The organism is Vogesella oryzagri (assembly GCF_040148885.1).
Lineage (GTDB): Bacteria > Pseudomonadota > Gammaproteobacteria > Burkholderiales > Chromobacteriaceae > Vogesella > Vogesella oryzagri.
In genome coordinates, this window is record NZ_JBEFLD010000009.1 from 163,499 (window position 1) to 186,786 (window position 23,288).

The 23,288-nt window shown below is 57.2% G+C and carries 24 protein-coding genes and 2 pseudogenes; 20 read left to right on the forward strand and 6 right to left on the reverse strand.

Annotated elements, in window-relative coordinates; translation table 11 throughout:
* The first annotated feature begins 387 nt into the window (after positions 1 to 387).
* The 6 genes from ABNW52_RS16745 to ABNW52_RS16770 all read left to right on the forward strand — a co-directional run bounded on the left by ABNW52_RS16745 (position 388) and on the right by ABNW52_RS16770 (position 4,818).
* Complete coding sequence (locus ABNW52_RS16745; protein ID WP_349590302.1) at positions 388 to 831, forward strand: type IV pilin protein; 444 nt, start codon at positions 388 to 390, stop codon at positions 829 to 831.
* Positions 828 to 1,289: a pilus assembly FimT family protein gene (locus ABNW52_RS16750; protein WP_349590304.1), complete on the forward strand. Its 462-nt coding sequence runs from the start codon at positions 828 to 830 to the stop codon at positions 1,287 to 1,289. Before ABNW52_RS16745 ends, ABNW52_RS16750 begins: the two co-directional genes overlap by 4 nt.
* Entirely contained in the window at positions 1,286 to 1,861 is a 576-nt protein-coding gene (locus ABNW52_RS16755) for a PilW family protein (protein WP_349590305.1), read from the forward strand. Before ABNW52_RS16750 ends, ABNW52_RS16755 begins: the two co-directional genes overlap by 4 nt.
* A gap of 11 nt (positions 1,862 to 1,872) precedes the next feature.
* Positions 1,873 to 3,369, forward strand: a complete 1,497-nt coding sequence (locus ABNW52_RS16760) for a pilus assembly PilX family protein (protein WP_349590307.1) — start codon at positions 1,873 to 1,875, stop codon at positions 3,367 to 3,369.
* Positions 3,370 to 3,377: 8 nt separating this feature from the next.
* A complete protein-coding gene (locus ABNW52_RS16765; RefSeq protein WP_349590310.1) occupies positions 3,378 to 3,731 on the forward strand; it encodes a type IV pilus modification PilV family protein in 354 nt (117 codons plus the stop codon).
* Between the two features lie 328 nt (positions 3,732 to 4,059).
* Positions 4,060 to 4,818, forward strand: coding sequence for an outer membrane protein (locus ABNW52_RS16770; RefSeq protein WP_349590312.1), 759 nt, complete (start codon positions 4,060 to 4,062; stop codon positions 4,816 to 4,818).
* 290 nt (positions 4,819 to 5,108) lie between these two features.
* Here ABNW52_RS16770 and ABNW52_RS16775 read toward each other — a convergent pair whose 3' ends face one another.
* Both ABNW52_RS16775 and ABNW52_RS16780 read right to left on the reverse strand, forming a co-directional pair.
* Positions 5,109 to 6,584, reverse strand: coding sequence for an N-acyl-D-amino-acid deacylase family protein (locus ABNW52_RS16775; protein ID WP_349590314.1), 1,476 nt, complete (start codon positions 6,582 to 6,584; stop codon positions 5,109 to 5,111).
* Between the two features lie 79 nt (positions 6,585 to 6,663).
* Positions 6,664 to 7,446: an ABC transporter substrate-binding protein gene (locus tag ABNW52_RS16780; RefSeq protein ID WP_349590316.1), complete on the reverse strand. Its 783-nt coding sequence runs from the start codon at positions 7,444 to 7,446 to the stop codon at positions 6,664 to 6,666.
* 286 nt (positions 7,447 to 7,732) lie between these two features.
* Here ABNW52_RS16780 and ABNW52_RS16785 point away from each other — a divergent pair, with 286 nt between their 5' ends.
* From ABNW52_RS16785 to ABNW52_RS16830, 10 genes and pseudogenes are all read left to right on the forward strand, one after another.
* Positions 7,733 to 8,650: a LysR substrate-binding domain-containing protein gene (locus ABNW52_RS16785; protein WP_349590318.1), complete on the forward strand. Its 918-nt coding sequence runs from the start codon at positions 7,733 to 7,735 to the stop codon at positions 8,648 to 8,650.
* Between the two features lie 516 nt (positions 8,651 to 9,166).
* Positions 9,167 to 9,513: pseudogene (locus ABNW52_RS16790) on the forward strand (transposase); the annotation flags it as partial.
* Between the two features lie 343 nt (positions 9,514 to 9,856).
* Positions 9,857 to 10,066 (forward strand): hypothetical protein, encoded by a 210-nt coding sequence (locus ABNW52_RS16795; protein ID WP_349590321.1) that lies wholly within the window; start codon positions 9,857 to 9,859, stop codon positions 10,064 to 10,066.
* Positions 10,067 to 10,528: 462 nt separating this feature from the next.
* Positions 10,529 to 12,121 (forward strand): phospholipase D family protein, encoded by a 1,593-nt coding sequence (locus ABNW52_RS16800; protein ID WP_349590323.1) that lies wholly within the window; start codon positions 10,529 to 10,531, stop codon positions 12,119 to 12,121.
* 11 nt (positions 12,122 to 12,132) lie between these two features.
* Positions 12,133 to 12,492 (forward strand): YfeK family protein, encoded by a 360-nt coding sequence (locus ABNW52_RS16805; RefSeq protein WP_349590325.1) that lies wholly within the window; start codon positions 12,133 to 12,135, stop codon positions 12,490 to 12,492.
* 482 nt (positions 12,493 to 12,974) lie between these two features.
* A complete protein-coding gene (locus ABNW52_RS16810) occupies positions 12,975 to 13,421 on the forward strand; it encodes a hypothetical protein (RefSeq protein ID WP_349590328.1) in 447 nt (148 codons plus the stop codon).
* 419 nt (positions 13,422 to 13,840) lie between these two features.
* Positions 13,841 to 14,839 (forward strand): hypothetical protein, encoded by a 999-nt coding sequence (locus ABNW52_RS16815; protein ID WP_349590331.1) that lies wholly within the window; start codon positions 13,841 to 13,843, stop codon positions 14,837 to 14,839.
* A 441-nt stretch (positions 14,840 to 15,280) separates the two neighbouring features.
* Positions 15,281 to 16,165, forward strand: coding sequence for a protein kinase family protein (locus tag ABNW52_RS16820; RefSeq protein ID WP_349590333.1), 885 nt, complete (start codon positions 15,281 to 15,283; stop codon positions 16,163 to 16,165).
* 42 nt (positions 16,166 to 16,207) lie between these two features.
* On the forward strand, positions 16,208 to 16,846 hold the full coding sequence (locus ABNW52_RS16825) for a hypothetical protein (RefSeq protein ID WP_349590335.1): 639 nt from the start codon (positions 16,208 to 16,210) through the stop codon (positions 16,844 to 16,846).
* A gap of 138 nt (positions 16,847 to 16,984) precedes the next feature.
* A complete protein-coding gene (locus tag ABNW52_RS16830; RefSeq protein ID WP_349590337.1) occupies positions 16,985 to 17,629 on the forward strand; it encodes a sterol desaturase family protein in 645 nt (214 codons plus the stop codon).
* A 43-nt stretch (positions 17,630 to 17,672) separates the two neighbouring features.
* On the opposite strand, the gene ABNW52_RS16835 is transcribed toward ABNW52_RS16830, so the two are convergent.
* Both ABNW52_RS16835 and ABNW52_RS16840 read right to left on the reverse strand, forming a co-directional pair.
* Positions 17,673 to 18,305, reverse strand: a complete 633-nt coding sequence (locus ABNW52_RS16835; RefSeq protein ID WP_349590339.1) for a GGDEF domain-containing protein — start codon at positions 18,303 to 18,305, stop codon at positions 17,673 to 17,675.
* 308 nt (positions 18,306 to 18,613) lie between these two features.
* Positions 18,614 to 19,084 carry a hypothetical protein gene (locus ABNW52_RS16840; protein ID WP_349590341.1) on the reverse strand — a complete coding sequence of 157 codons (471 nt, stop codon included), beginning with the start codon at positions 19,082 to 19,084 and terminating at the stop codon, positions 18,614 to 18,616.
* A gap of 712 nt (positions 19,085 to 19,796) precedes the next feature.
* Between ABNW52_RS16840 and ABNW52_RS16845 the strand changes: the two genes are divergently transcribed.
* Complete coding sequence (locus tag ABNW52_RS16845; protein WP_349590343.1) at positions 19,797 to 20,018, forward strand: glycine zipper 2TM domain-containing protein; 222 nt, start codon at positions 19,797 to 19,799, stop codon at positions 20,016 to 20,018.
* 278 nt (positions 20,019 to 20,296) lie between these two features.
* On the opposite strand, the gene ABNW52_RS16850 is transcribed toward ABNW52_RS16845, so the two are convergent.
* Together ABNW52_RS16850 and ABNW52_RS16855 are read right to left on the reverse strand one after the other, a co-directional pair.
* On the reverse strand, positions 20,297 to 20,455 hold the full coding sequence (locus tag ABNW52_RS16850; protein WP_349590344.1) for a DUF3309 family protein: 159 nt from the start codon (positions 20,453 to 20,455) through the stop codon (positions 20,297 to 20,299).
* The gene (locus tag ABNW52_RS16855; RefSeq protein ID WP_349590346.1) at positions 20,452 to 21,630 is read right to left on the reverse strand and encodes a DesA family fatty acid desaturase; all 1,179 of its coding nucleotides are present in this window, start codon (positions 21,628 to 21,630) and stop codon (positions 20,452 to 20,454) included. The genes ABNW52_RS16850 and ABNW52_RS16855 overlap by 4 nt, the downstream gene beginning before the upstream one ends.
* 854 nt (positions 21,631 to 22,484) lie before the next feature.
* On the opposite strand from ABNW52_RS16855, the gene ABNW52_RS16860 reads away from it, so the two are divergent.
* From ABNW52_RS16860 to ABNW52_RS16870, 3 genes and pseudogenes are all read left to right on the forward strand, one after another.
* A complete protein-coding gene (locus tag ABNW52_RS16860) occupies positions 22,485 to 22,700 on the forward strand; it encodes a CsbD family protein (RefSeq protein WP_349590348.1) in 216 nt (71 codons plus the stop codon).
* An 88-nt stretch (positions 22,701 to 22,788) separates the two neighbouring features.
* Complete coding sequence (locus ABNW52_RS16865; RefSeq protein ID WP_349590350.1) at positions 22,789 to 22,932, forward strand: lmo0937 family membrane protein; 144 nt, start codon at positions 22,789 to 22,791, stop codon at positions 22,930 to 22,932.
* 121 nt (positions 22,933 to 23,053) lie between these two features.
* Positions 23,054 to 23,288 (forward strand): annotated as a pseudogene (locus tag ABNW52_RS16870) (AI-2E family transporter); the annotation flags it as partial.

Sequence of the window (23,288 nt, forward strand, 5' to 3'; positions counted from 1 at the left end):
ATACTTTTGAGGCAGCTATCTATTTGATAGCTGCCATTTTTATCTTACAGCCGAAAGACCACAATGGCCGACGATCCGCCGCTACACAAGGTGGACTGCCGGCACGTCGGCCAAAGCGGTCAGTGAGTCCTTCAAAGAAATATGGCCGGTTCTGTTTACAGACCGGCCATTGCCATTTTTTCTAGGCCAGGGCTGCCTACAAGAGTCGTGGCGATTCAGGGGCTTCAGCACCATGTTGTCAGCAGCCAGAGTTGACTGCTGCTGCATCCCGTAGACGTGTCGCCAACCACTTTCCACGTGAAATTAATATTCAATGTGTATTTATATGCGCTAGGACTTGTTGGTGGCATGTATTTTTTAAGAGGCAACATAGACACATGATCGTACATGTGTAAAATCCAGCTTGATAGCTTATTGTCATTGGTGATGTTGATGAAGCGGTTTTCGGCTGGTTTTACCCTGATCGAGCTGGTGGTTGTCTGTGTCGTGGTCGCGATACTGGCGGCCATCGCTATCCCTGCTTATTCACAATACATGCTGAAGAGCCGCCGTATTGATGCCAAGAACGCGTTGGCCAGCCTGCAGTTAGCGCAGGAGAAATACCGTGGCAACAACACGGCCTACAGCAGTGCGCTGGCGTCGCTAGGGCTGACGGCCGTTTCACCACAGGCCTATTACACCGTCGCCATTACTTCTGCTACCAGTTCGACCTATGTCGCGACCGCCACCATCAGCGCGTCCGGTGCGCAGGCAAAAGACTCCTGCAACAATCTGACAGTCAATCAGGATGGCTTCCCTAGCAGTAATGCCAGTTGCTGGGGAATGCAGTGATCCGCCAGCACGGCTTCACTGTATTTGAAGCGATGGTTGTGATGACGATCATCGGGGTGTTTGCTGCGATCGCGATTCCCAACTTCAATACCAGCATCAAGAAAACCAAGATCCGTAAAACGGCAGACCTGGTTGCGCAGGCGATGGGGTATGCCAAGTCCTATGCACTGGACAAAAACGCCACCATTTATTTTTCGGTACAGGCAAGCAAGCTCTGCCTGAGCCGGGTGTCGGCTAGCGGATGTGAGTTGCGTAGCGACAGCATGGACAGCGATGTGGCGGCCAGCATGAAAGATACTTCTGGCAGCACGCCTGCCAATATTTCCTCATTCAGTCTTAGCGGCGTCTATGGCACCCCGACGCCCAAAGATGTGACAGCCACGGTGTCCGCCAACGGATTCAGCCAAAGCGTCAATATGAACATTATTGGGCTTGTCACCGTAGGCGGCTTGCAATGAAGCGGCAGCACGGCTTTAACCTCATCGAGCTAATGATTGCCCTGACCTTGGGCATGGTAGTCATTCTAGGCGCAGAGCAAGTCTATTTCACCACGCTTGCAGCCAACGTTTCGGCCGTCAAAATGCAGCGCTTCGAACAGACATTGCAAGTCCTGGGTAATGAAATGGTGTCGGAAATCCGACGAGCCGGTTATGCCAATCCGGGTATTACGCTCACCAAGCAGTCGAACAATAAATATTACCGGGCGCAGAGTAGCTGCATCACCTTCTCACATTCCACGCCGGCAGTTGACTCAGCCGCTGCTGTGAATGAGGTTTTTTACGGCTACCGCTTAGCCAACAACAAGATTTACTACTGGAGCAGCACCAGTAGCAACGGGGACTGTAGTAGCACAACGAATTGGAAAGCGCTAACGGACTCCGGCCAGATCAAAGTGACTGCTCTGAGTTTTACTGAGTCGGGTACCGCCTTGGTGACAATCAATCTGCAGGCCGATGCCGTGAACATGGCAACGCCGAGCGGCGGAACGGTAAGCCGCAATCAGACCATCTACGTTAAGGTGCGCAATTGACGAGAATAAACATGCAAAATCAGCGTGGTTTCACCACACTGCTGGTCTCGTTGATACTGGTGATGCTGGTTTCGCTGAATGTGATTATCGGCTCACGCAGCTCGGCGCTGGAGGTCAAGTCGGCCAACAACCTGTATCGGACCGAGGCGGCGTTTCAGAATGCTGAGCAGGGTATCCGTGCCATGCTGACGCAGTTGAACGCTACCATTGCAGCAACGCCGGATGTCGCACTGAGTAATACAAAACGAGCAGATAGTCTGTATACCGTGAATTTCTGTACTGCCGCCAGTGCGGATTGTGTGGCCAGCAGTTCTCTGCCGTTTCCCTTTATTAAAAGCACCGGGGTTGATCCATCTGGGGCGACGCGGACGATCAGTCAGCGAGTGAACTACAGTTTCACCGCCGGCACTCCGCCGATCATTCCCACGCCGGTGACCGATGCCTTGACTGCTTTGGGCAATATCAGCATTGGCGGTAATGCCGATGTTTCCTCGGTGAAGTCGGGCGGTACGGTCAATAGCACAGGCAGCGGTTCGGTCGGCTCGGTAACCACATCGGACTTTTACCAGAAGACGCTGGTCAACGGTGTGGAGACCTATCTGCTAGCTGCCAATGGCTCCAAAATTAAGTGGACAACCGACGAATTTTTTATGCATTACTTTGGCGGACTGTGTCCCAATACACAGGCCGCCTACGATTTGCTGCGTGCAACAGGGACGGCAACTTCCGTGCAGCTTGCCCAGCAGGCCGGTTATTGCAAGGCTGAGGTCAAAGCGACCGTCGCAGCACGCAGTGACGGCTATATCTGCGCCTCGAGCTGCAACAATGCCGACCTGAGTGCCGCGTACGCGAGTGGTGCCCGGCTGATGTGGCTGACAGCAGGCGGTATGAAAATCAACGCCAATGTTGTACTGGGTAGCACCACGGATCCGGTAATTATCTTTGTGATGGAAAGTGGCACCGTCCAGATTAACGGCACCTCAAAGATTTACGGGGTGGTCTATGTGGACGTACCAGAAATTTCATCGACAGTGACCAATGTCACGAGTACGACTACCTGTAACTGTACGGCAAAAACAACGCGGATTTCTAAAAAGGGCAACGAAATTCAGTGGAGTAGTCCTTCCTACGAGCCAACCACCGCAACGCAATGGTGCACGATTGAAGCTTGCAAGAACGCAAGTGTCGCTCTGAAATGCACCCCATCAACTCCCTCCAGTACCGCTGTCGGCGATAGCTCGACCTGTACCTACAATATCACCGTGGATGTTGGCGATTTGAGTACGCCAGGCCAGACGCAAGTGGTGATCGAGGTACTGGGCACCTGGGACAATAGTGGAGGCGGTAACGCTCTGATTGAAGGGGCTGCGTTGACGTCCGGTAACTACTCCACCACAGGTGGTATCGAAATCGTCAAGAACACTGGGATTGTCACCAAGTTCCAGGCAGGTACCCCGGGCGTCAACAGTATTGCCACTTCCAGCAGCGGCTGGTCGGACATGAACTAGGGGGCCGGATGCAAAGCAGACATTTTCAATCCGGTTTAAGCCTGATCGAGGCGCTGATCGCCATTGTGATTCTCAGCGTAGGCCTGATTGGTGCAACCAAGCTACAGCTCAGCATCAATATGGCCACTCAGGTTTCGCGTCAGCGGGTTGAGGCGATGGCCTATGCCAGAAACAAGGTAGAGCTGCTGCGCGATGCGGGTGCCTGTATTGCGGCTACGGAAGGTCCTACCACTCCTTACCAGGGTTCGACTGCCTATAACCTTGCGGTCACCTGCACAACGACGACTCAGCCTGTAGTGACGGTGACCTGGATCGACTCCAAGGGCGATAGTAACAACCTTGTGATTCAAACGACTATTTGAGAGCCCCTGTTTTTCTAGGCTCTTTGACGAGTCAGTGATCTGTCCAGCTCACGAGGGCAGTGAGGTAAGGCGGCTTACTCACCAGCAACCTCATAATGGATTGAAGCAGCCATTTTCGTCCTCGAGTCATATGGTTGCTTTGGCAGAAAATCTGCCGTGGATTTCTCCTCGGTGGTTGGGCGTCGGCCAAAGCGGCCCTGTCATGTGGAAAAAGAAGAATGTTGCTTTCTTATTAGAAGCAGTCGCAACCGAATCTAGAGAACTAGAGCCGATTGATGTATAGGCAATAATTGTTTAGCTTGTTACTTTCATTCCTCAAGGGGCTATGATGAAAATTTTTGCTTGTAGCATAGTCGCACTCGCATGCGGTGTGAGCGGGAGCGCAGCAGCACAGTCAGCATCCAATGTAGATTGGTCTGGCTTCTATGCCGGGGGATTGCTTGGTGCGGTAAATAGCACTTCGGATGTAGGCACGCGTGTCGGCGTGTCCAAATACATGGATGCGACGGATGCAAGGCAAATTGCCCGAGTTGGTGATGGCCAGGTAAGCCAGTGGCGCGCGGTGGGTGGACTAGTTGGTGGCTATGGCAAACAGTTTGGAAATGTAGTGCTTGGCGTTGAGGCTGGAGCCAATAGCCTTTCTCTCAATAAAGAGCGTCAAACTTCACAGGAAATGGATGCCAACCCTGGGCAGCAAAGCACCATCAAGCAATCTGTTTCGGCCGACTGGATGGCAGGTGTTCGTCTTAGGCTAGGTTGGGCTGAAAACAATTGGCTGGCCTATGTCACGGGTGGCATTGCTTCTACACGCCTGAAACTGGAGGCCTCTTACATTGACAATGCATTCAATGGATTATCCAAAGGTTCGAAGTCAGTAACCAAAACGGGTTGGAGTCTTGGTTTTGGCGGGGAGTATGCGCTGAGTAAGCACTGGTCGCTCAGAGGGGACTATCTTTACACTAGGTTCGGCGGCATAAGCATGGAGAATGAAGTGACTTCAACCAATAATTCGGGAGGAACCCTGGTTCACAATGCTAATCTCGACACCCATGGTCTCTTTGTTGGTATCAATTACCGCTTTCAGTAATTGAATTACTTTTCACATAAGTTACTCGATAGTGGCCACTTCCATTAGAAAAACGGCAATTTTCACCCGTTGCTTGGACGTCAGCTGTGGCCGACCTGCAGTCCTCTAGACGATGGCTTGCTAGACCATCAGCCTTAGTGGTCAATTGTTCCATCAGAAAAATGACTGCTGAGCCTACAAGAAGCAGCCCTCTATTACGGTCCATCTAGGCAGGGACAGATCCATCATGGCTTGACTATGGTAGCGACCGGTTCACACAGTAAACCGGACACGCTACTACAAAGAATTGATCAATTGGCTAACAGAGTGTTCATGCCTGAGCGAGTTAAATAGCGGCCGTTACGTTGACTGGCCAAGTCTGGCCGAGTGGAGTAGGCCACTTGCCCATTGACCAGTAATAGCGCCACGCCGACAGCCGGTGTGATTGGCTGTTCGAAGGTGGCTGCGTCGCTAATGGTTGCCGGATCAAACACAACGAGATCGGCAAAGTTGCCGTTAGCGAGCGTGCCACGCTGGGGCAGGCCAAAGCGCTGTGCCGGCAGGGAGGTCATTTTGCGTACGGCTTCTTCCAGGCTAAACAGCCCGACGTCTCGCGAATAGTGGCCCAGTACACGCGGGAAGGTGCCCCATAAGCGCGGATGAGGGTGGCTGTCATGCGGAATGCCGTCCGACCCGATCATTACCAGTGGATGTGCCAGGATGCGCTGCACGTCGTCTTCGCTCATGTCGAAATACACGGCACCGGCTGGCGACAGGCGCTCGCAGGCCTCGTGCTGGCTGATCTGCCATTCTGCCGCGATGTCAGCCAGGTCTCGCCCGGCCACCTCCGGGCATGGGGTGGACCAGGTAATAATGATGCGGATGCTTTCGTCGATGGCATCGGCACGCAGCACGGTCGAGCACGCGGAGTAAGGGTAGGCGTCTACATGAATCTCTTGTGTGGCCGCCGCCTGTTCGATCATGCGCAGGGTGTCCACGCTCCGTCCCCAGTTCTTCCGCCCCGCGCACTTGTGGTGTGAAATGACGACCGGCACTTCGGCCCGGCGCCCGGTTTCGAAGGTTTCCTGCAGCGACTCCATTACGAAGTCGTCTTCGTCACGCATGTGGGTGGTGTAAATGCCACCCGCATGACCTGCTTCTTTTGCCAGCTCGACGAGTTCATCCATTTCCGCAGCGTTGGCCGGCTGGTAGTACAAGCCGGAGGACAAACCCGCAGCGCCTTCTGCCAGCGCCTTGCGCAGTATCGCGCGCATTTGCTGTGTTTCTTCTGCGCTGGCAGGGCGATCCAGATCGTCCATGACGGCGACGCGCAGAGTGGAATGCCCAACCAGCGCGACAACATTCACTGCCGGCACGGCGTGATTGACCGCCTTAACGTAGTCGAGCATTGAATCGAAAACAAAGTCTTGCTTGCTACCCAGCAGATTGAGCGGCGGCACCGGATCGGACGTGGTGAGCTTGAGTGGCGACAGGCTGATGCCGCAGTTGCCAACGACTACCGTGGCGATGCCTTGGCTGACTTTGGGCTGCATTGACGGATCAATTAACACCAGGCGGTCGTCGTGGGTGTGGACATCGATAAAGCCGGGGCTAACCACCAGTCCTTCGATATCGATGGTTTGACTGCCTTTCAAGGTGCCCGGGCTGCGAATGGCGGCGATGCGATCGCCCTGGATGGCGACGTCGGCCATGTAACGTGGCGCGCCGGTGCCGTCGATCACGGTGCCGTTGCGCAGCACGATGTCGTAGAGGTGTCGAGTGGTCATTGTGGGGTGATTTCAGCTAAGAGTGGGGGTGCAGGCCGGTGTGATGTGATGCCGGCCTGCCTATCAGCAAAGGTGGTGATCAACCGCCAGAAATATCGAAGTCGAAGTATTTCTTCATCAGCTTGTGGTAGGTGCCGTTTGCCTTGATTTTGGCCAGAGCCCGATTCAGGTCTTTCTCGAGTGCAACATTATCCTTGTGGATACCAATACCCACCCCGGGGCCAAAGATCTTGTCGTCACGCAGCGGGTCGCCGGCCAGTTCGAAATTTTTTCCTTCCGGCCTTCCCAGGAACAGCAGCTTGGCTTGTACGGTAGATTGCACCGCGCCATCCAGGCGCCCCGCCCGCACGTCTGCGTAAACCTGGTCTTGAGACTGGTAACCAACCACCTGCACCCCCTTGGGTGCCCAGTAGGTGCGCATGAAGGTCTCCTGGGAGGTGCCTTGTTGCACGCCAACGCGCTTGCCACGCAACGATTCAGCAGTAGGGAGCAGACCGGATCCCTTGCGTACCATCAAACTGGCGGTGGACAGGTAGAGGCGATTGGAGAAGTTGATCACTTGCTTGCGCTTTTCAGTGATCAGCATGCCGGAGAGAATGGCATCGAATTTCTTGGCCATCAGGCCGGGAATCATGCCGTCGAAGCCATGTTCTACCCAGACACATTTGGCCTTCAGCTCGGCACACATGGCATTGCCCAGATCAATATCAAAACCTACTAGCGAGCCATCCGGCATCTTGCTTTCAAACGGGGGGTAGTTGGGCTCGACACCGAAGCGAATGAGCTGAGTTTCACTGGCATGGCTGCCCATGCTTGCCAGGGCGCAGAAGGCGAGGGTGATTCCGGTCATGCTTTTTTTCATGTTGACTCCTCTGTGTGCATATTGAGAATGAATTCGGCCTGCGGTTGGCTGCTGGTAGGAATAAAGTCCGGACAACCCATGGATTACCCAGAGATTTTCTGGCTGAAGCAGTTGAAAAAAGTATTGCACAGGCGTTAAAAGGGGGCGGTGAAACATATTGATGCCCCTATTCATCTGCTTCAAATTGACGCTCGCAAGGTTTTAGAGAGGGGGAGGTTCATCCCTGGTTGACAGTCGTGGTGGTGACCGATGTAATCGGTATCCTTGCAGCCGGAGCCTGTTAGCGATGAACCAACTTCCCCCGTTGCATGCATTGCGTGTGTTCGAGTCGGTCGCGCGTCTAAGTAGTTTCACGGCTGCAGCCAATGAGCTGTGCCTGACTCAGAGTGCGATTAGCCACCAAATCAAGAACTTGGAAAGCTATTTCGGTTTTCCTCTGCTGGAAAAACGCAATCGGATGCCCGTACCGACAGAGGCTGGCCAAGACTTATTCAAGACGACGCAAATGGCGTTGCAGTTGATTGCCAGCTCGGTCTCACGATTGCGCGACGGGCATGGCAATCAGGTTCGACTTAAATCCCGCCCTTCGATTGCCTACCTGTGGTTGATGCCGCTGCTCCGGGAGTTTTATCAGCAACACCCGGACATCGAGGTGAGTCTGACCACGGTGTGGGAGGCCTCTCCCTCGGTTCATTGGGATGAGTACGACTATGTGATCCAGTACGGACCACTAGGGCTGGCTGGCGAGGGCGTGGAACTTTTGCATGAAGAGATCGTGGTGCCATTGTGCGCACCCGAACTGTGTCTGAACGGAAGGCTGACGCTGGAGGCCTTGGCGAAAGTCACACCTGTCCACCCAACTGGCGACCGCATGGGCTGGTCACTATGGTGGAAAGCTGCAGGTTATTCACCGCAACCCGCTGCCCGTGAGCAAGTGTTCGATACCGACTACATGGCCATTGCTGCTACTTTGCAAGGTGTCGGTGTCACGTATAGCGATCCTACCCTTGTTCAGCTGGATCTGGCCGCTGGTCGCCTGATGATTCCCTATCCACTACAGGTCAAGACGGGCCATGGCTTTTTCTTGATGTCGACGGCCCGGACCAGGGAGCGAACCCCACTCAATGCTTTAAAAGAATGGTTATTCCAGAAGATGTCAGAAGCAGAGAAGGGGGTGCATCACATTGACAGGGTGCCGGGGTGACATGAATCCCCCTTCTTTACTAGATACTTTATATGACTACTTCCTTGGCAAAAGCCGTTATTTTTAATCTGGCATGCGGGGAGCTATTTTGGCCGGCGATCTGCCGCTGCTCCAGGTGTGAAGGCAGCAGGTCGGCCTAAGCGGTCTTTTCCCCGGTCTGTCATGAGTGCCCGTTTTGAACCACATACCAGTCATTCCCTGTGTGTGGACTTATCCATCTGTCCACTTCGTCAGAGGGATATCCGTCTTTGTCGATAATTGCTGCCAGATGCTTGCGGAGCCGTTCAATATTCCCTTCCATGTCTGGCGCCTTCATCACGTCGTGGCAGGAGAATGAGGGTAGGACTTCCGCGCCACAGAATTTGTAGTTGGCGGTACTGGCAACGAAAAACATCGTCTACAGCCTTGCCTGTGAACAATACTGATCCTTGCCGCCGAATGCCTCCTTGGGTGCATTCCAGGTCAAGGACAGCATGTACTTCTTGCCCTGCATCGGCTGCTCGTACCGTATTGCTTGGGGCGTACGACACGCGCCAATGTCACGCAGCGATTGCGGAGCGTGGGCTGCGGCCAGCATTCCCCCGCGTCGAAACGGCCAGTTCTGGAAAGGGAGTTCACGAAGCAATCAGGAGCGCAATGAGTCACTGCGCTCAGTGAAGTATCTGGGACGCACGCTCTGGAAAAAGTGGAGTGGCCACCATCGGCGCAGCCTGGTCGAAACGAGGATGCACTGTTTCAAATTGCTGGCCGACCGAGTGAAGTCGCGGCACTTTCACCGGCAGGTCGCAGACCTTCAAATCTACGCCGCGATTCTGAATGGTTTTACTGCGCCGGGTACGCCGCAAATGGTACGCATGGGATAAGTTCGCCTAGGGATTGGGGGGCTCAACCTTTAACTGATTTGTACAACAAAGTCGCGAAAAACCCTAGAAGCAGCTATTGGATCTGAGCGGTTCTCCGGCTTAACGAGCCGCTAATGTGAGCTCCTTTCCCCTTTGCCGGCGGTGACGTCAGCGGCCGAATGGCACCTGATCCGGCTGGTGGCGCATGGCGGCCACTCGGATGGCGGCTATTTCGATGGTTGTGTGTGTTAGTGAACAGAGGCGGACTACAGCAGGGCGCATGCTGCGACTGTGCCATGGATGTGCGACAGGGCGGTACGCCGCAGGGTATGACACTTACTTCCTTTCAGCCAGGAGATATGGGATGAATGAAAGCGAGCTTTTAGCCAGAATCCAGACCGTAACCGGGCGAGACAACCGTGAGCTGCTGGCCCGTTTCTGGCTGCAGATGGATGCCAGCCCCACCATTTTACCCTTTACCTTTGATGATCTACGCAACCTGAATGCCGATGGCCATAGTATTTTTCACGCCATTCTGGGGGGGCTATGCCAGACAGCAGTTCCCGCCCCTTAAAGCGACGTTACTCGGCCAGCTAGGCGACCTCATTGACAAGCCTCGCTATCGCGACGCCATGATGCCCTTGGCCGATCACCGGGCATTTCACTATTACTCAGGTGGGCAGTCAGCGTGTGCAAATCCGCCAATCGGCCAAAAAGCAGGAAAAACATGAGCAAGCGCGACGCGTCTTGACATCGTGACGTTGATTGAACGGTGTATTCAGGGAAGTCGAATCGAATATTTAAGGCCACTTCGAGCCGAACAGGTCTTGATGCAGGTTGGTGGGGCAGGGGGATTGGGGGAGTTTTAGCTTGGTTTGTTCGCCAAATGTGCGGCTAGACAAACAGTTATGCGCATAGACGAATAAATCCCATTAAGAGAAACAGAAGCAAAGATCTCGAAAACCTGGTCCCGAATTCCCATGCAAGCATTTTGCTAGCTTTGGGGGATGTGGAGCGACGTTACTGGAGCGCAACGATGATTGGTCGGTTCCATTTATTGCTTGTTCTGGTGCTGGTCACCCATCTTAGTGGGTGTGCATCGCTGCCTCCGGGGTCAGACTTTGCAAAAACCACTTCCTTCTCGCTGTCTCACCCGGAAGAGACAAAGCTTGGGCGGCAGTTTGAAAATGCGGCACGCGAACATGATGGCAACTCCGGATTTCGCATGATACCGGTTGGCGCCGATGGGTTCCTGACCCGTATGCAAATGATCAATGCGGCAGAACGAACACTCGACCTGCAATATTTCATTTTCCGCGGGGACGAAACGGGGCGCTTGCTTACACGTGCGGTGCTGGTAGCTGCGGATCGTGGTGTCCGGGTGCGTATCCTGGTTGACGATGGTGAAACCGTGGCAGGCGACGAGCAGATTGCGGAGCTGGAAGCACACTCGGCCATTGAAATCCGGATATTCAATCCATTCTCTTACCGTGGCCACTCATTGTTGCTTCGATCCATGGAGTTCATGCTCAACTCCACGCGGCTCGACTATCGAATGCATAATAAATTGCTGGTCGTGGATAATGCCATCGCGCTTATCGGTGGGCGCAATATTGGCGATCAATATTTTCAGATGGATCCGGAGTCGCAGTTTGCCGATGACGATGTATTTGCTGCTGGCCCCATCGCCAAACAACTATCGGCAACTTTCGATGCTTTCTGGAATAGCTCCCTATCCATTCCGGTTGAAGCACTCTCAGGTAGAAAATCTGCGCATGTTCTCAATGTGCATCGCCAAGTATTAGACAATCAACATCAGAAGCTGAAGACAAGTGGTGTCAACTATCTGGAGCGAGTGGCGACTGGCGAACCATTTGGTGGAATAATTTCAGGTGCATTGCCGCTTACATGGGCGCATTCGCAACTAATCTATGACAGTCCCGAAAAGAAAAAAGTGAAGCAAGGAGAGATGATAGGGAGATTAATGCAGCGCTCGGTGGCCGCGGCGACGCTCGCCGTGCAATCCGAGTTGCTGATGATTACACCCTACCTGATCCCCGGGAATGAAGGGATGCAGTTATTGAATTACCTACGGCAACGCAATGTGCGAGTCCGGATTTTAACCAGCTCACTTGAATCAACTGGAGTGTTGCTGGCGCATTCCGGCTATATGCACTATCGATTACCCTTGCTGGAGAATGGCGTCGAGCTTTATGAAGTCCGTTCGCTGTTGGGTAGTGCCAGAGGCAGCGGTCAAACTGCGGCTATCTCACGTTTTGGAAATTATTCACTGCACGCGAAGCTGTTCGTATTTGATCGAAAGAAGGTGTTCATTGGCTCCATGAACTTCGATCAACGATCGATGCATCTTAATACCGAGATTGGCTTGCTAATTGATAGCCAAATTCTTGCGAAACAGATTGCCGAGCGTTTTGAATCCATGGTTAAGCCGGTTAATTCCTACAGGCTGGCAATACGAAAGAACGAAAAAACTGGCACGCCAAGCTTGGTATGGCACACCCAGGAAGGCACTAAAGAAGTTGAATATAATCAAGAGCCAGCCAGAAATAATTGGCAAAGAATTATGGTGAATATGCTTTCGCTACTACCCTTGGACAAAGAACTATGAATGTGCGGACTATGGCTGGCGCAGTGGCGATGTCTCTTTCATTGTTGGTAGTGCCAATTGCTCACTCAGCACCTTCTACGGAAGTGCAAGTGGAAATTAGTTTTTTGCTTGGATATATTGAAGGATCTGGGTGTGAATTTTACCGCAATGGTAGTTGGTATAACTCGAAAGCAGCACAGGCTCATTTGCGGGAGAAGTATAAATACATGGCGGCAAGAAATTTGATAAGCACGACAGAGAATTTTATTGATGGGGCTGCTACTGAAAGTAGTCTAACTGGCCAGCCGTACGCGGTGAAATGCAATGGTTTTAAAGCAATATCCAGTAATAAATGGTTGCACGATGAATTGGCCAGGCTCCGCAATTATTAATAATTGACTGCCTTGTTTTTTGATGCCCATCATTACTACTGATAATGATGGGCTTTTTTCTGGGCAACGAAGATTGCCTCTTATTCACTGTGCTGATGTCATTGTAGCTGCGAACGAAGCCGCGTTTAGTAGTATGGCATGGGCGAACATGTTGAAAAAATTCTATTTGTGCGTTAACGCACAGACCAAACTCGGTTACTGCGTTAAATGTAACAGTATGCAGATTGCAGTCAGGCAATGGCTTATAATATTTCTATAATAAAATGACTGTCGTTGTCTTGGAACTACACGGGGCCGCGGTTGATGGCGCCACCATGAAAAGTGGGGTGCAATCAAAACTATCCAGATTTTCGCCAGTTTGGCAACGGTGAAATGTCAGCAGAGTTGTTGATTGTGATCCCGTCTGGATAGCCCGCCAGGAGTGTGTGGCTATGGGTCTATTGGTGGCGATACGCTTCTGGCTAATTAAAGGAGTATATGCGATGAAATTTATTCCATTCTTAAAATCGCTGCATGCGGTATTTTTATTGCTGCTTGGGCTTTCGGCTGCAATACCTTTGGTGGCGAAAGGTGGTCCAGTGGACTTTCCTTCCATGCAGTTGGCGCCGCAGGAGCAAGGTGGCATTACTTATCTGGCCGGCGGCATTGGGTCGGATGAGTCGGAGGCCATAAAAAATGCCAGGGGTTATAACTTGCATATGACTTTTTCTCAAGGGCTGGCCAATGAATACGAGGTTGGAGTCGATGTTGACATTCAGAAGCCCGGAGGAGGCTCCGTATTGTCCCTGAGCAAGGTAGGGCCGCTGGTTTATGTCAATTTGCCGGTTGGTCGGTATGTTATTGCTGTCAATCGTGATGGTCGAATTGAAAAGCGGCGCGTCATGATTGAGCGTAAGTCAACCCGTAACGTTAACTTTCATTGGGAATGATTAGTGCACCTCGTGCCGCAATTGTCTCTATTTATATGAAAGATCTAGTGCGGTCGAAAAAGGCTAGCTTCTTAAAACCAGCCTGGGCATGGCTTCATGCATGATTGATGGAGTGGAGGTGGGTGGCTGAGAGAATGGTGAGTCGTGGAAACATATCCCTCTGCATGACGCCATGCCTCCGGGTGTCTGTTGTTTAATCTGGCATGTCCGTAAGGGTAATCCCCATACTTTAGGTGGGATTTTTTACGGCCGAGATATTATGTTGGTTATTTTAAATAGTTTTATGATTTTCCGAGTCCGTTAGTGTTTCTGATGGTTGCTCTCGCTGATCTGTATCTCCAGAGCCATTCGTGCCAATGAACTCACTTTGCAGTGACCATCTCGGTGATGGCTGTTTATCTTATTTTGGAGAACTGAAAATGCGCTATCTCATTCTTGCGTTGTCTTTGCTGATTTACCCGGCAACTTCAACTTATGCTCAGGTTTCTGTCGGTATTGGTATTGCGCTGCCTGGCATCAGCATCGGCATCAACCTACCCATGTTTCCATCTCTGGTCAGGGTGCCTGGCTATCCCGTCTATTATGCGCCTCAGGTGGATGTGAATTTCTTCTTTTACGACGGCCTGTACTGGGTGTATGAGGACGACCGCTGGTATGCAGGCAGTTGGTATAACGGGCCTTGGGCCGAGGTGGAGCCAGAATATGTTCCGCTATTTATATTACGCGTCCCTATACGCTACTACCGCCGGCCGCCAGTGTATTTCCGCGATTGGCGTGTAGACCGACCGCCTCGCTGGGATGACCGCTGGGGATCTGACTGGGCCAGGCGTCATAGCGGATGGGACCGCTGGAGTCGCTTCTCTGCACCGCCACCAGCACCGTTGCCAATCTACCAGCGTGACTACTCGGGTAGCCGCTATCCAGGTTCGGTAGAGCAGCAATATACGATTCGGTCCCAGAGTTACCGTTACCAGCCGCGTGAGCCAGTGATTCAGCAGCACTATCAACTGAGGAATCAGCCGCAGGAAGAGCGGCAGCGGCCACAACAGCAAGTACCGCAACGGCAACAACAGCAGCAACCACCGTGGCAACAGCAGCAGGCACCACAGCCGCCTCAACGGCAACCTCAACGACAGCAACAGCAAGCACCGCAGCAACAACAGCAAGAGCCGCCATGGCAGCAACAGCAACGACAGCAGCAAGTGCCGCAGCAGCCACAACGGCAGCAGCAACAGCAGCAACCAGAACCACAGTGGCAACAACGGCAACAGCCAGAGCAGAACAACAATCAGGGTAGATCGCGTGCGGAACAGCGTCAGCAGGCATCTGGTGCTCAGTACTCACCCTCTCAACAACAGCAAAACAAGCAACCCGGGAAACGCTCGCCTTACATAATGCCGCCCGAAGCGGAGCATTAAGACCGCGCGTGGGCATGAAGCGCGGCTAGTGGCTGGTTGCCTATCGGACACGGGACAGTTGCTTTTGAACTGTCCCGTGTTTCAAATGCGCGCCACATTGCACCGGGAAGTGAGACCCACATCCTGCGTAGATGCAGCGGCGCTTACTGCGCTGTCTCGCCTCGTGGACAGCACCGGCAGCGAATGCCGGCGCTGTTCGGCCGAAAAAATGCACTGCGTCAAACCGCAGCCAGATCAAGCACTGTTGCGTGGTCTGACCGGCTGGTAGCAGCCCTTCTGCCCGGTAGTGCGGGCCCGAGTCGCAGCGCCGTTCTGGGTGTCGTCGCAGTGTGTGCGGCAAATGCGGCAGTACATGTTTGCCGCGGATGCTGCGGGCGTGGCGCATGCGGCCAACGTTTGTGGCTCTCGCCACTGCGGTGACAGGCCACCTTGCATTAGCGCTTGTCGTTCTCGGGTGAGCCATCCCGCATCAGCCTGCCCATATTGCCAGTGTGTGCTGCGAATAGCCGCGAGCTGCCGTGCCTGGCCGCCGCCGGCAACATCGCCACCCACTGTCATCCCCGCGTCTACGACATCGCGCTGGAAATCGTCACCCACAGCGACAGCCGCGTCGATGGCGACAGCCTGCGCCGCTTTGTCGCCGCCTACCAGCGCGTGACGCCGCTGCAGCTGGGCGAGCTGTGGGCGATCCCGATCATGCTGCGCCTGGCGGTAATCGAGAACCTGCGCCGCGTCGCGGTGCGCATCGCCGCCGGCTGGTCGGCCCGCAACCTGGCCGATTCCTGGGCCGACCAGATGCGCGAGGTAGCGGAAAAAGACCCGAAAAGCCTGATCCTGGTGGTCGCCGACATGGCGCGTTCCAATCCACCGATGATCAGCACCTTTGTCGCCGAACTGGCGCGCCGGCTGCAGGGACGTGGCCCGGCGCTGGCGCTGCCGCTGACCTGGATCGCGCAGCGGCTGAGTGAATCCGGCTTCACCATCGAGCAGCTGGTGCAGTCGGAAAACCAGCAGCAGGCGGCCGATCAGGTGACGATCAGCAACAGCATCGGCAGCCTGCGCGCGCTGGGGGCGCTGAACTGGCGCGACTTTGTCGAAAGTATGAGCGCGGTGGAGCAAGTGCTGCAGCAGGACCCGTATGGCGTGTACGGGCAGATGGATTTTGCCACCCGCGACCGTTACCGCCATGCGGTCGAGGCCATCGCCAAGCGCAGCACGCTGAGTGAAGTGGCGGTGGCGCAGCTGGTGGTGACGCTGGCGCGCGGTGTCGCGGTCGAGAATCTGGGGCGGCGGCTAAGTGAGTCGAGCAGCCATGTCGGCTATTAACTGATCGGCAACGGGCTGCCGCAATTGGAACGGGCGGCCGCGGTGCGCTTTTCGCTGTTGGCCGCGCTGTGCCACGCCGGCTTTCGCCACGCGCTGCCGCTGTTTCTGGGCGGTATTGCGCTGCTGACCGCGCTGTTCAGCGGCCTGCTGCTGTGGCAGGCACAGGCCAGCGGCCTCGGCGTGTGGCCGCTGCTGTTGCTGGGGCTGCTGGCGATCCTGTCCACCAGCCAGCTGGCGGTCACGCTGATGAACTGGCTGGCGACGCTGACGGTGACGCCGCACCTGCTGCCGCGCATGGATTTCAGCCGCGGCCTGCCGCCGAGTGCGCACACGCTGGTGGTGATTCCGACCATGCTCAGTAACGAAGCCGGCGTCGACAGCCTGCTGGAAGGGCTGGAGGTGCGCTTTTTTGCCAATCATAGCGAGTACCTGTACTTCGGCCTGCTCACCGATCTGTGCGATGCCGCGTCGGAAGTGCTGCCCGGCGATGCCGCGCTGATCGCCCGGTCGCAGGCCGGCATCGTCGCCATCAACCGTCGCTACGCCACCGCGATCGAGGTGCCGCGCGCGGCTGTGGCGGGCATCACCCTGGATGGCGTGCCGCAGGCCGGCGACGAGGTGCTGCTGCAGGATGACGGCCAGCCGCACCAGCTGCGGGTGAACTGGACGCCCGCGCCCTGACGGCGGGCAGGACGGCACAAGGTTGGCCGCAAGCATGGCTGTGTACGATGGCGTACCGACCGCCGCCGCGGCGCTGGCTAGCATGCCTTATCGCCCGTGCCCCTGCGGCCGGGCCGTCAGTCAGGAGGGTGCAATGTCATGAAGCTGTTTGCTCTGGAACACGGAGAAGCCGCATACCGTGTCGATTTTGCGCTGTACGGCGTGGCTATTGCCGGGCTGCTGCTGTTTCTGCTGCTGAGCGGCAACGGTAGCCACCGGTTGGACAGCACGGTGCTGGTGATGGCCGGCCTACTGGAATGGAGCGCGCTGGAGTATGCGTCGCACCGCTTCGTACTGCACGGTGTCGCCCCGTTTTCTCGCTGGCATGCCGAGCACCACCGGCGGCCGGCGGCGCTGATCTATACCCCGACATTGCTCAGCGGCTTGCTGTTTGCGGTATTGGTGTTCCTGCCGGTGTGGTGGCTGGGCGATCTGCGCCGTGCCAGTGCGCTGACGTTGGGGGTGCTGCTGGGCTATGTCGGCTATGCGCTGACCCATCACGCGCTGCATCACCTGCGTCGCGACCACGGTACGCTGTATCGGCTGAAGTGCTGGCATGCCCGGCATCATCGCGGCAGTGCGCCGACGGTGTGTTACGGCGTCACCAGCCGCTTTTGGGATGTACTGCTGTTGACCGACGGGACCTACTACCGCGGGTCACGCTGGCGGCGGTTGGCGGGGCAGCTGCTGGCCGGCTTGCTGCTGGCGGCCCAGTTGCTGCTGCTGTACCGGCCGCTGGACTGAACCGGGGTTGGCCGCAGTTAACCCGCGGCGGCGGCCCGGCCGCTTATGACTGCAGACTGGCCTGCGGCTGCGCGGCGCGGGTCGCGCTGGCCGCTTGCTTGTTGCGGTACATATTGCTGTCGGCCTGCTGCAGCAATTCGTCTGCGGTTTGCTGTCGGTCGTGGTGCAGGGCAACGCCGATGCTGGTGCTGATCGCCAGTGCGTGTTGCCCCAGCAGATAGGGTTGTGCCAGCGCGTGCTGGATCTTGGCCACTACCCGCGGTGCCGGGTCTTCACCCTTCAGCTCCGGCAGGATGACCACAAACTCGTCGCCCCCCAGCCGGCAGGCGGTGTCGCTGCTGCGCAGACAGTGTGTCAGCCGTTGTGCCACCTGCTGCAGCAGCTGGTCGCCGGCGGCGTGCCCGTGCCGGTCGTTAACCGCCTTGAACTGGTCCACATCGATCATCAGCACAGCCAGCTGCCGCTGTTCGCGCGCGGCCATCACCATTGCCTGCTGCAAACGGTCATACAGCAGGCGGCGGTTGGGCAGGCCGGTGAGCGGATCATGATCGGCCAGATACTGTGCCTTGCGCAGCAGTACGGTGAGCTTGGCCAGCTGTTTGTACAGCAGGTGGTTGGCGCGCGCCGGCGACCGCAGCTGGTGCGCTTTGCGTTTGGGAAGCACGAAACAGGACATGATGGACCGACCAATCTGCTGAGGATGAAAAGATGCGTCGCGCTGATGTTGCGCCATCGCCGCCGTGTGACGACTTATGGTGCGCAGCGTTGATGACCCGGTCTGTGCGCTAGCAAGCATATCGGCCAGCAACACATTGCTCGCGCGGCCGCGCGCTGGCTTCGGCAAGGGGCGCCGCACCGGCGGTGGTCGCTGGGCAAAATGTCGTGATGCGGCGGTGGTTGCTGGCGGGCGCAGGGAGGGACAAATGGTGTTGGCCAGGTGCGCCTGGTAAGCGCGTCCCTGGCCAGGAGGCTGCAGCAGCATGCTCAACGGTTCTGATAAGCGTCATTCCTATCCTCATCGTTATACAACGGTGGGACGCCTTGCTGGTTGTAGCGGTAGTCCCTGTCACCCTGCTGATAGCGGTGATGGCGGCGCTGCTGCTGGCGATCTCGCTGATAGCGCTGGTAGCGCGGTACATACTCGTTGGTGTACCAGCGATCCTGCACGAAGTAGACCCGTTCGCCACAGGCGTTGTAAGTGCGGCAATAGCGTCCCCAGTTGCGGGCGTGTCCCGGCGGGACGCGCAGATAGATCGGCTGCCGACTCTCCGGCACACGGCGGATGGCGATTGGTTCGCGATAGAGCAGCAGCGGCGGCGGGTAACCGCCAATATCGAGGCGGCCATAGAAGCCGGGCTGGCCGATGCTGATCGAGACGCCAACGTCGGCAGCAAGAGCCGGGGTGGCGAGGGTGGTGACGGCGGCAATGGCCGTGGCAAGTAGAATACTTTTCATGTTGACTCTCCTGTGGCCTGCAGCTGGCGGGTGTGCCTGCCGGGGGCTGGACGACGGCGGCGAAGTTTGTCCGGTTGTCCGGTCGCGCTTGGCACTGCGGGCGGGGGCGGCTCGAAAGCGCGCGGTGTGGCGTGGCATGTCGATGTTGTTGGGAGGGATGCCTGGCCACGCGGCCTGTGCCGGCATTGCTCGGCGCAGACAGGATCATCATCGCGGACACGTTGGCCGCAGTCTGTTCGTTGCCATACATAGCCGTTCGCCGCGCAGCAAGCCACGAAACGGCGGCGGTGCTGATGCGGCCCCAGCCGTTATCGACCGCCATCACCAGGACGGTGCACGCCGCCGCCCATCCTGCCGCGTTCCGCACACTTCCCCTTGTGCCGATCAGCGAGCCGCATCCAGCCGGCCATCTGCTGGCCACGCCCTGACGATTTCCCGGTGTTTGTGTGCTAGCAGACAGACGGTCCAGGGCGGTGCTTTTAAGCTGCATTCATTGGCGCCATACCACGCCATGCCGGCCTGACGGCCGCCTGGCCCTGGCGACGAGCAGTGCATGCGGTGGCTCCTGCCGACATGACACTGCCCACTCACACAAAGGAGTCAACGTGAGTCGCGGCCCGTATTCACTGCCGGCCAGTCCGGCCAGGGCATCCGCGATGTCCACACCGCTACGGCTCACCCGAAATACTCTATTCAGGAAAAAGGTAACCCCATGAAAACGATGCAGAGATTGACACTCGGCGCAGTCAGCGTAGCCATACTGCTGAGCCTGGGTGGTTGTGCGGGCATGTCGCGCCAAGGGCAGAACACCGCCGTCGGCGCTGGCGTGGGTGCCGTCGGCGGTGCAGTGCTGACCGGTGGCAGTGTACTTGGCACAGTGGGCGGCGCCGCTATCGGCGGTGTTATCGGCCATGAAATGGGTGATCGCCACTAACTAAACGGCGTGCCCCGGCCGAGATGGCGGGACAGCACCACAGTGGTGGATTCCGGCGCCAGCGCAAGCATTGTGCTGGCGCCGGTTTTTCTTGCGCCCGCAGTCTGCTCGCGGGCGTAAGGTCGCGGTGGTCATGCCGGTCTGAGGCGGGCAGTGGTTATACGCCGCCAGGCGGTGTTGCGCGGCAGTACTGATCGTGGTCGTGGCGGTTTCTGACCAAAAAGCGACCCCGCATCAAAGTGCGGGGTCGCTTTTGTTTGGCTGGGGTGGTGGCTGGTTTACAAACGACCCAGCACCAACAGAATCAGCAGCACCAGCAATATTAGTCCAAGCCCGCCACTGGGGCCGTAACCCCAGCTGCGGCTGTGCGGCCAACTGGGAAAGGAGCCGATCAGCAGTATCACCACCACGATCAGCAGTATGGTTCCTAAGGTCATTTTGTCTCTCCTAACGGTAAGTCGTAGCTTTGCAGCGCGCGGGAGAATTCCTGCAGCGCGTCAATGCCGCTTCCCTCGGCGCGGTGGCACCAGTCCTCCAGCTGGGCGAGCAGCTGCTCCTTCGAGGTGCCGGAACGGCGCCACAGGGCGGTAAGGTCCTGGCGCATCAGTTCAATGGTGTTCAGTTTGCGGTTGTGACGTAGCTCCTGTTCCAGCGCGGTGCGCTGTGGCAACGGCAGGGCGTGTCGCCCGCGCTGCAGCCACTGCCGAATCGCCGCGTGTGGCAGCGGCAATGCCGTATCGCTACCCAGTTCGGCGATGGCAACGGGGTGCAGCAGGCGGGCAAAGCGTGCCAGCACGTGATGGCGATGCACGATCACCGCCTGCAGCGTGTCGGCATCGCACGCCGTCTTGGCGTGGTTGTAGCGCAGCGGCGGCGCCAGCTTATGCACCGTGGCCAGCCGCAACGCGGCCAGCAGGCGGATGTACAGCCAGCCGATGTCGAACTCCCAGCGCTGGCGTGACAGCCGGGCAGAGCTGGCATAGGCGTGATGATTGTTGTGCAGCTCTTCGCCGCCGATCAGGATGCCCCACGGCACGACATTGCGAGAGCAGTCATCGGGCGCGAAATTGCGGTAGCCCCAGTAGTGGCCGACGCCGTTGATGACGCCGGCGGCAAAGAATGGAATCCACAGCATCTGTACTGCCCACACGCTGAGACCGAGCGGACCGAACAGCAGCAGATCGATGAGCAGCATCAGGCTGACACCCAGCGCGCTATAGCGGGCGTACAGCCGGCGCTCGAGCCAGTCGTCGGGGGTGTGGTGACCGTATTTTGCCAACAGCGCCGAGTCGGTGGCGGCACGGCGATACAGCTCGGCGCCTTGCAGCAACACCGTGCGCAGACCGTACACCTGCGGGCTGTGCGGATCGTCCGTACTCTCGCAGGCGGCGTGGTGCTTGCGGTGGATTGCCACCCATTCGCGGGTGACCATGCCGGTGGTCAGCCACAGCCAGAAACGGAACAGGTGGCTGACGACCGGGTGCAGCGCCAGCGCGTGGTGCGCCTGGTGGCGGTGCAAGAAGATGGTGACCGCGGCAATGGTGACGTGGGTTAGCCCCAACGTGACCAGCAGCGTGCCCCACCAGGGCAGATCCAGCAGGCCGAGTTGCATATTCCACTCCTTTGCCATCGTGCACGGCTCCCGGCCGCGTCTGCGGCCAACCTTTGGCGTGCCATTTAATGCTACGACAACGCTCGGTGCAGTCTGTGCGCCAGCGCACTCAACACTTCAGCGCCGTTTGCGGGCGCCCACCGCGTCGCTTCAAGCCGCGGCCCGGGTGTATGTATGCCAGCGAACGGTAGCCACCGCGGCAACGGCGTAGCTTGGGCTGACAAGGCCGGCGGTTGGTCCACGCCCGTGCTTGTCTTTAACCCAAGCGAAGGAATGATCATGAAAAATGCGATGAAGCTGTCAGGGGCACTAATGGTGCTGGCCCTGACAGCATGCGAACGACCACCGGCAGTGGTGGTGACCCAGCCGGCGGAATCTACGGTGATAGTGCCGGGGCCGGCTGGTCCGGCCGGTGCCTCCGGCCCCGCCGGCGCTACCGGCTATCGTGGTGACACGGGCGCCACCGGCGATGCCGGCACGGCTGGCAATACCGGCAACACTGGCGCGACGGGAGACACCGGTGCGACTGGTGCAACCGGGGACACTGGCGAACGTGGCAAAACAGGGGGCGATGTGGTTGTGGTACTGCCTGCGCCTGCGGCCGAGCCTTGAGCGATGGCCGGGCCGCGCCAGACATTCGTCAACCTATGTCTGGCAGCGTACCGACAGGAACGCAGTCACTGCATATCCTTAATACTGTAACCGGCTTTTCCATGAGCACAGCACAAACGATGGCCTACCTTGGCAGCAGTACCCTGTCCTTGCATGAGTGCAGCAGTAGTGCACGGCCGGCTGCATGATCGGCAGCCCGATTGGCAATGCCTGCATACGGGCGCCATGTGGAAGGAACGATAATGGACTGGAACAGGGTAGCAGGAAACTGGAAGGAATTCCGGGGCAAGGTAAAAGCCGAGTGGAGCAATCTGCCTGACGATTGCCTTGACATGATTGCCGGCAGGCGCGTGGCGCTGTCGGGCAGGCTGCAGGAGGCCTACGGCATCAGCCGGAACGAGGCCGAGCAGCTGATCAGGCGTTTTGAGCGGCAGCAACACAGTCGGTTCCTGAAGTAACAGGGCAATGCGCCGAGTACTGCGCCGTGCCGGCAACCGGGTTGCCGGCTGCGGCTGGCGGGCCGGCGCCGGAAAAGGAGTACGAAGCATGCTTACCACCATTGCAGTGATCCTGCTGATTCTGTGGCTGCTGGGGCTGGTGTCGTCATACACCCTCGGCGGTTTCATTCACATCTTGCTGGTTGTCGCCGTCGTGATGTTCCTGGTGCGGCTGACCACCGGTCGTCTTTAAGCCGCGGCACGCGGTGCGCGCCGTTGCGGTTGCGCCTGCAAAGGTGGGCCGCAAGCGCGCACGCTGCCCGGCTTGTCAATTGCAGCCCGCCGTGAGCCACCGGCGTCACAGAGGAGCGAGCGTGGATCTCTATCTCAAGGGCTTTGTCATCGCGGTCGCCATCCTGTGCGGCTTGGCGCTGTACTGGATGCTGGCGCCGTTCTGGGATGCGCTGGCGTGGGGCATCTGCCTGGCCTTTCTGCTGGCGCCGGTGCAGCGCTGGCTGACGCACAAGCTGCGCGGGCGCGGCGGCGTGTCTGCCGGCATCATCACCGTGCTGGTACCGTTGGTGCTGGCCGGGCCACTGGTAAGCCTCG

What these genes read in the sequence shown, in the direction of transcription:
- ABNW52_RS16800 (WP_349590323.1), top strand. Translation starts at nt 10,529, where the DNA reads ATGATTGGTCGGTTCCATTTATTGCTTGTTCTGGTGCTGGTCACCCAT.
- ABNW52_RS16815 (WP_349590331.1), top strand. Translation starts at nt 13,841, where the DNA reads ATGCGCTATCTCATTCTTGCGTTGTCTTTGCTGATTTACCCGGCAACT.
- ABNW52_RS16855 (WP_349590346.1), bottom strand. Translation starts at nt 21,630, where the DNA reads ATGCAACTCGGCCTGCTGGATCTGCCCTGGTGGGGCACGCTGCTGGTC.
- ABNW52_RS16850 (WP_349590344.1), bottom strand. Translation starts at nt 20,455, where the DNA reads ATGACCTTAGGAACCATACTGCTGATCGTGGTGGTGATACTGCTGATC.
- ABNW52_RS16765 (WP_349590310.1), top strand. Translation starts at nt 3,378, where the DNA reads ATGCAAAGCAGACATTTTCAATCCGGTTTAAGCCTGATCGAGGCGCTG.
- ABNW52_RS16795 (WP_349590321.1), top strand. Translation starts at nt 9,857, where the DNA reads ATGAATGAAAGCGAGCTTTTAGCCAGAATCCAGACCGTAACCGGGCGA.
- ABNW52_RS16845 (WP_349590343.1), top strand. Translation starts at nt 19,797, where the DNA reads ATGAAAACGATGCAGAGATTGACACTCGGCGCAGTCAGCGTAGCCATA.
- ABNW52_RS16865 (WP_349590350.1), top strand. Translation starts at nt 22,789, where the DNA reads ATGCTTACCACCATTGCAGTGATCCTGCTGATTCTGTGGCTGCTGGGG.
- ABNW52_RS16745 (WP_349590302.1), top strand. Translation starts at nt 388, where the DNA reads ATGTGTAAAATCCAGCTTGATAGCTTATTGTCATTGGTGATGTTGATG.
- ABNW52_RS16760 (WP_349590307.1), top strand. Translation starts at nt 1,873, where the DNA reads ATGCAAAATCAGCGTGGTTTCACCACACTGCTGGTCTCGTTGATACTG.
- ABNW52_RS16830 (WP_349590337.1), top strand. Translation starts at nt 16,985, where the DNA reads ATGAAGCTGTTTGCTCTGGAACACGGAGAAGCCGCATACCGTGTCGAT.
- ABNW52_RS16840 (WP_349590341.1), bottom strand. Translation starts at nt 19,084, where the DNA reads ATGAAAAGTATTCTACTTGCCACGGCCATTGCCGCCGTCACCACCCTC.
- ABNW52_RS16775 (WP_349590314.1), bottom strand. Translation starts at nt 6,584, where the DNA reads ATGACCACTCGACACCTCTACGACATCGTGCTGCGCAACGGCACCGTG.
- ABNW52_RS16780 (WP_349590316.1), bottom strand. Translation starts at nt 7,446, where the DNA reads ATGAAAAAAAGCATGACCGGAATCACCCTCGCCTTCTGCGCCCTGGCA.
- ABNW52_RS16770 (WP_349590312.1), top strand. Translation starts at nt 4,060, where the DNA reads ATGAAAATTTTTGCTTGTAGCATAGTCGCACTCGCATGCGGTGTGAGC.
- ABNW52_RS16755 (WP_349590305.1), top strand. Translation starts at nt 1,286, where the DNA reads ATGAAGCGGCAGCACGGCTTTAACCTCATCGAGCTAATGATTGCCCTG.
- ABNW52_RS16785 (WP_349590318.1), top strand. Translation starts at nt 7,733, where the DNA reads ATGAACCAACTTCCCCCGTTGCATGCATTGCGTGTGTTCGAGTCGGTC.
- ABNW52_RS16835 (WP_349590339.1), bottom strand. Translation starts at nt 18,305, where the DNA reads ATGTCCTGTTTCGTGCTTCCCAAACGCAAAGCGCACCAGCTGCGGTCG.
- ABNW52_RS16805 (WP_349590325.1), top strand. Translation starts at nt 12,133, where the DNA reads ATGGCTGGCGCAGTGGCGATGTCTCTTTCATTGTTGGTAGTGCCAATT.
- ABNW52_RS16860 (WP_349590348.1), top strand. Translation starts at nt 22,485, where the DNA reads ATGGACTGGAACAGGGTAGCAGGAAACTGGAAGGAATTCCGGGGCAAG.
- ABNW52_RS16810 (WP_349590328.1), top strand. Translation starts at nt 12,975, where the DNA reads ATGAAATTTATTCCATTCTTAAAATCGCTGCATGCGGTATTTTTATTG.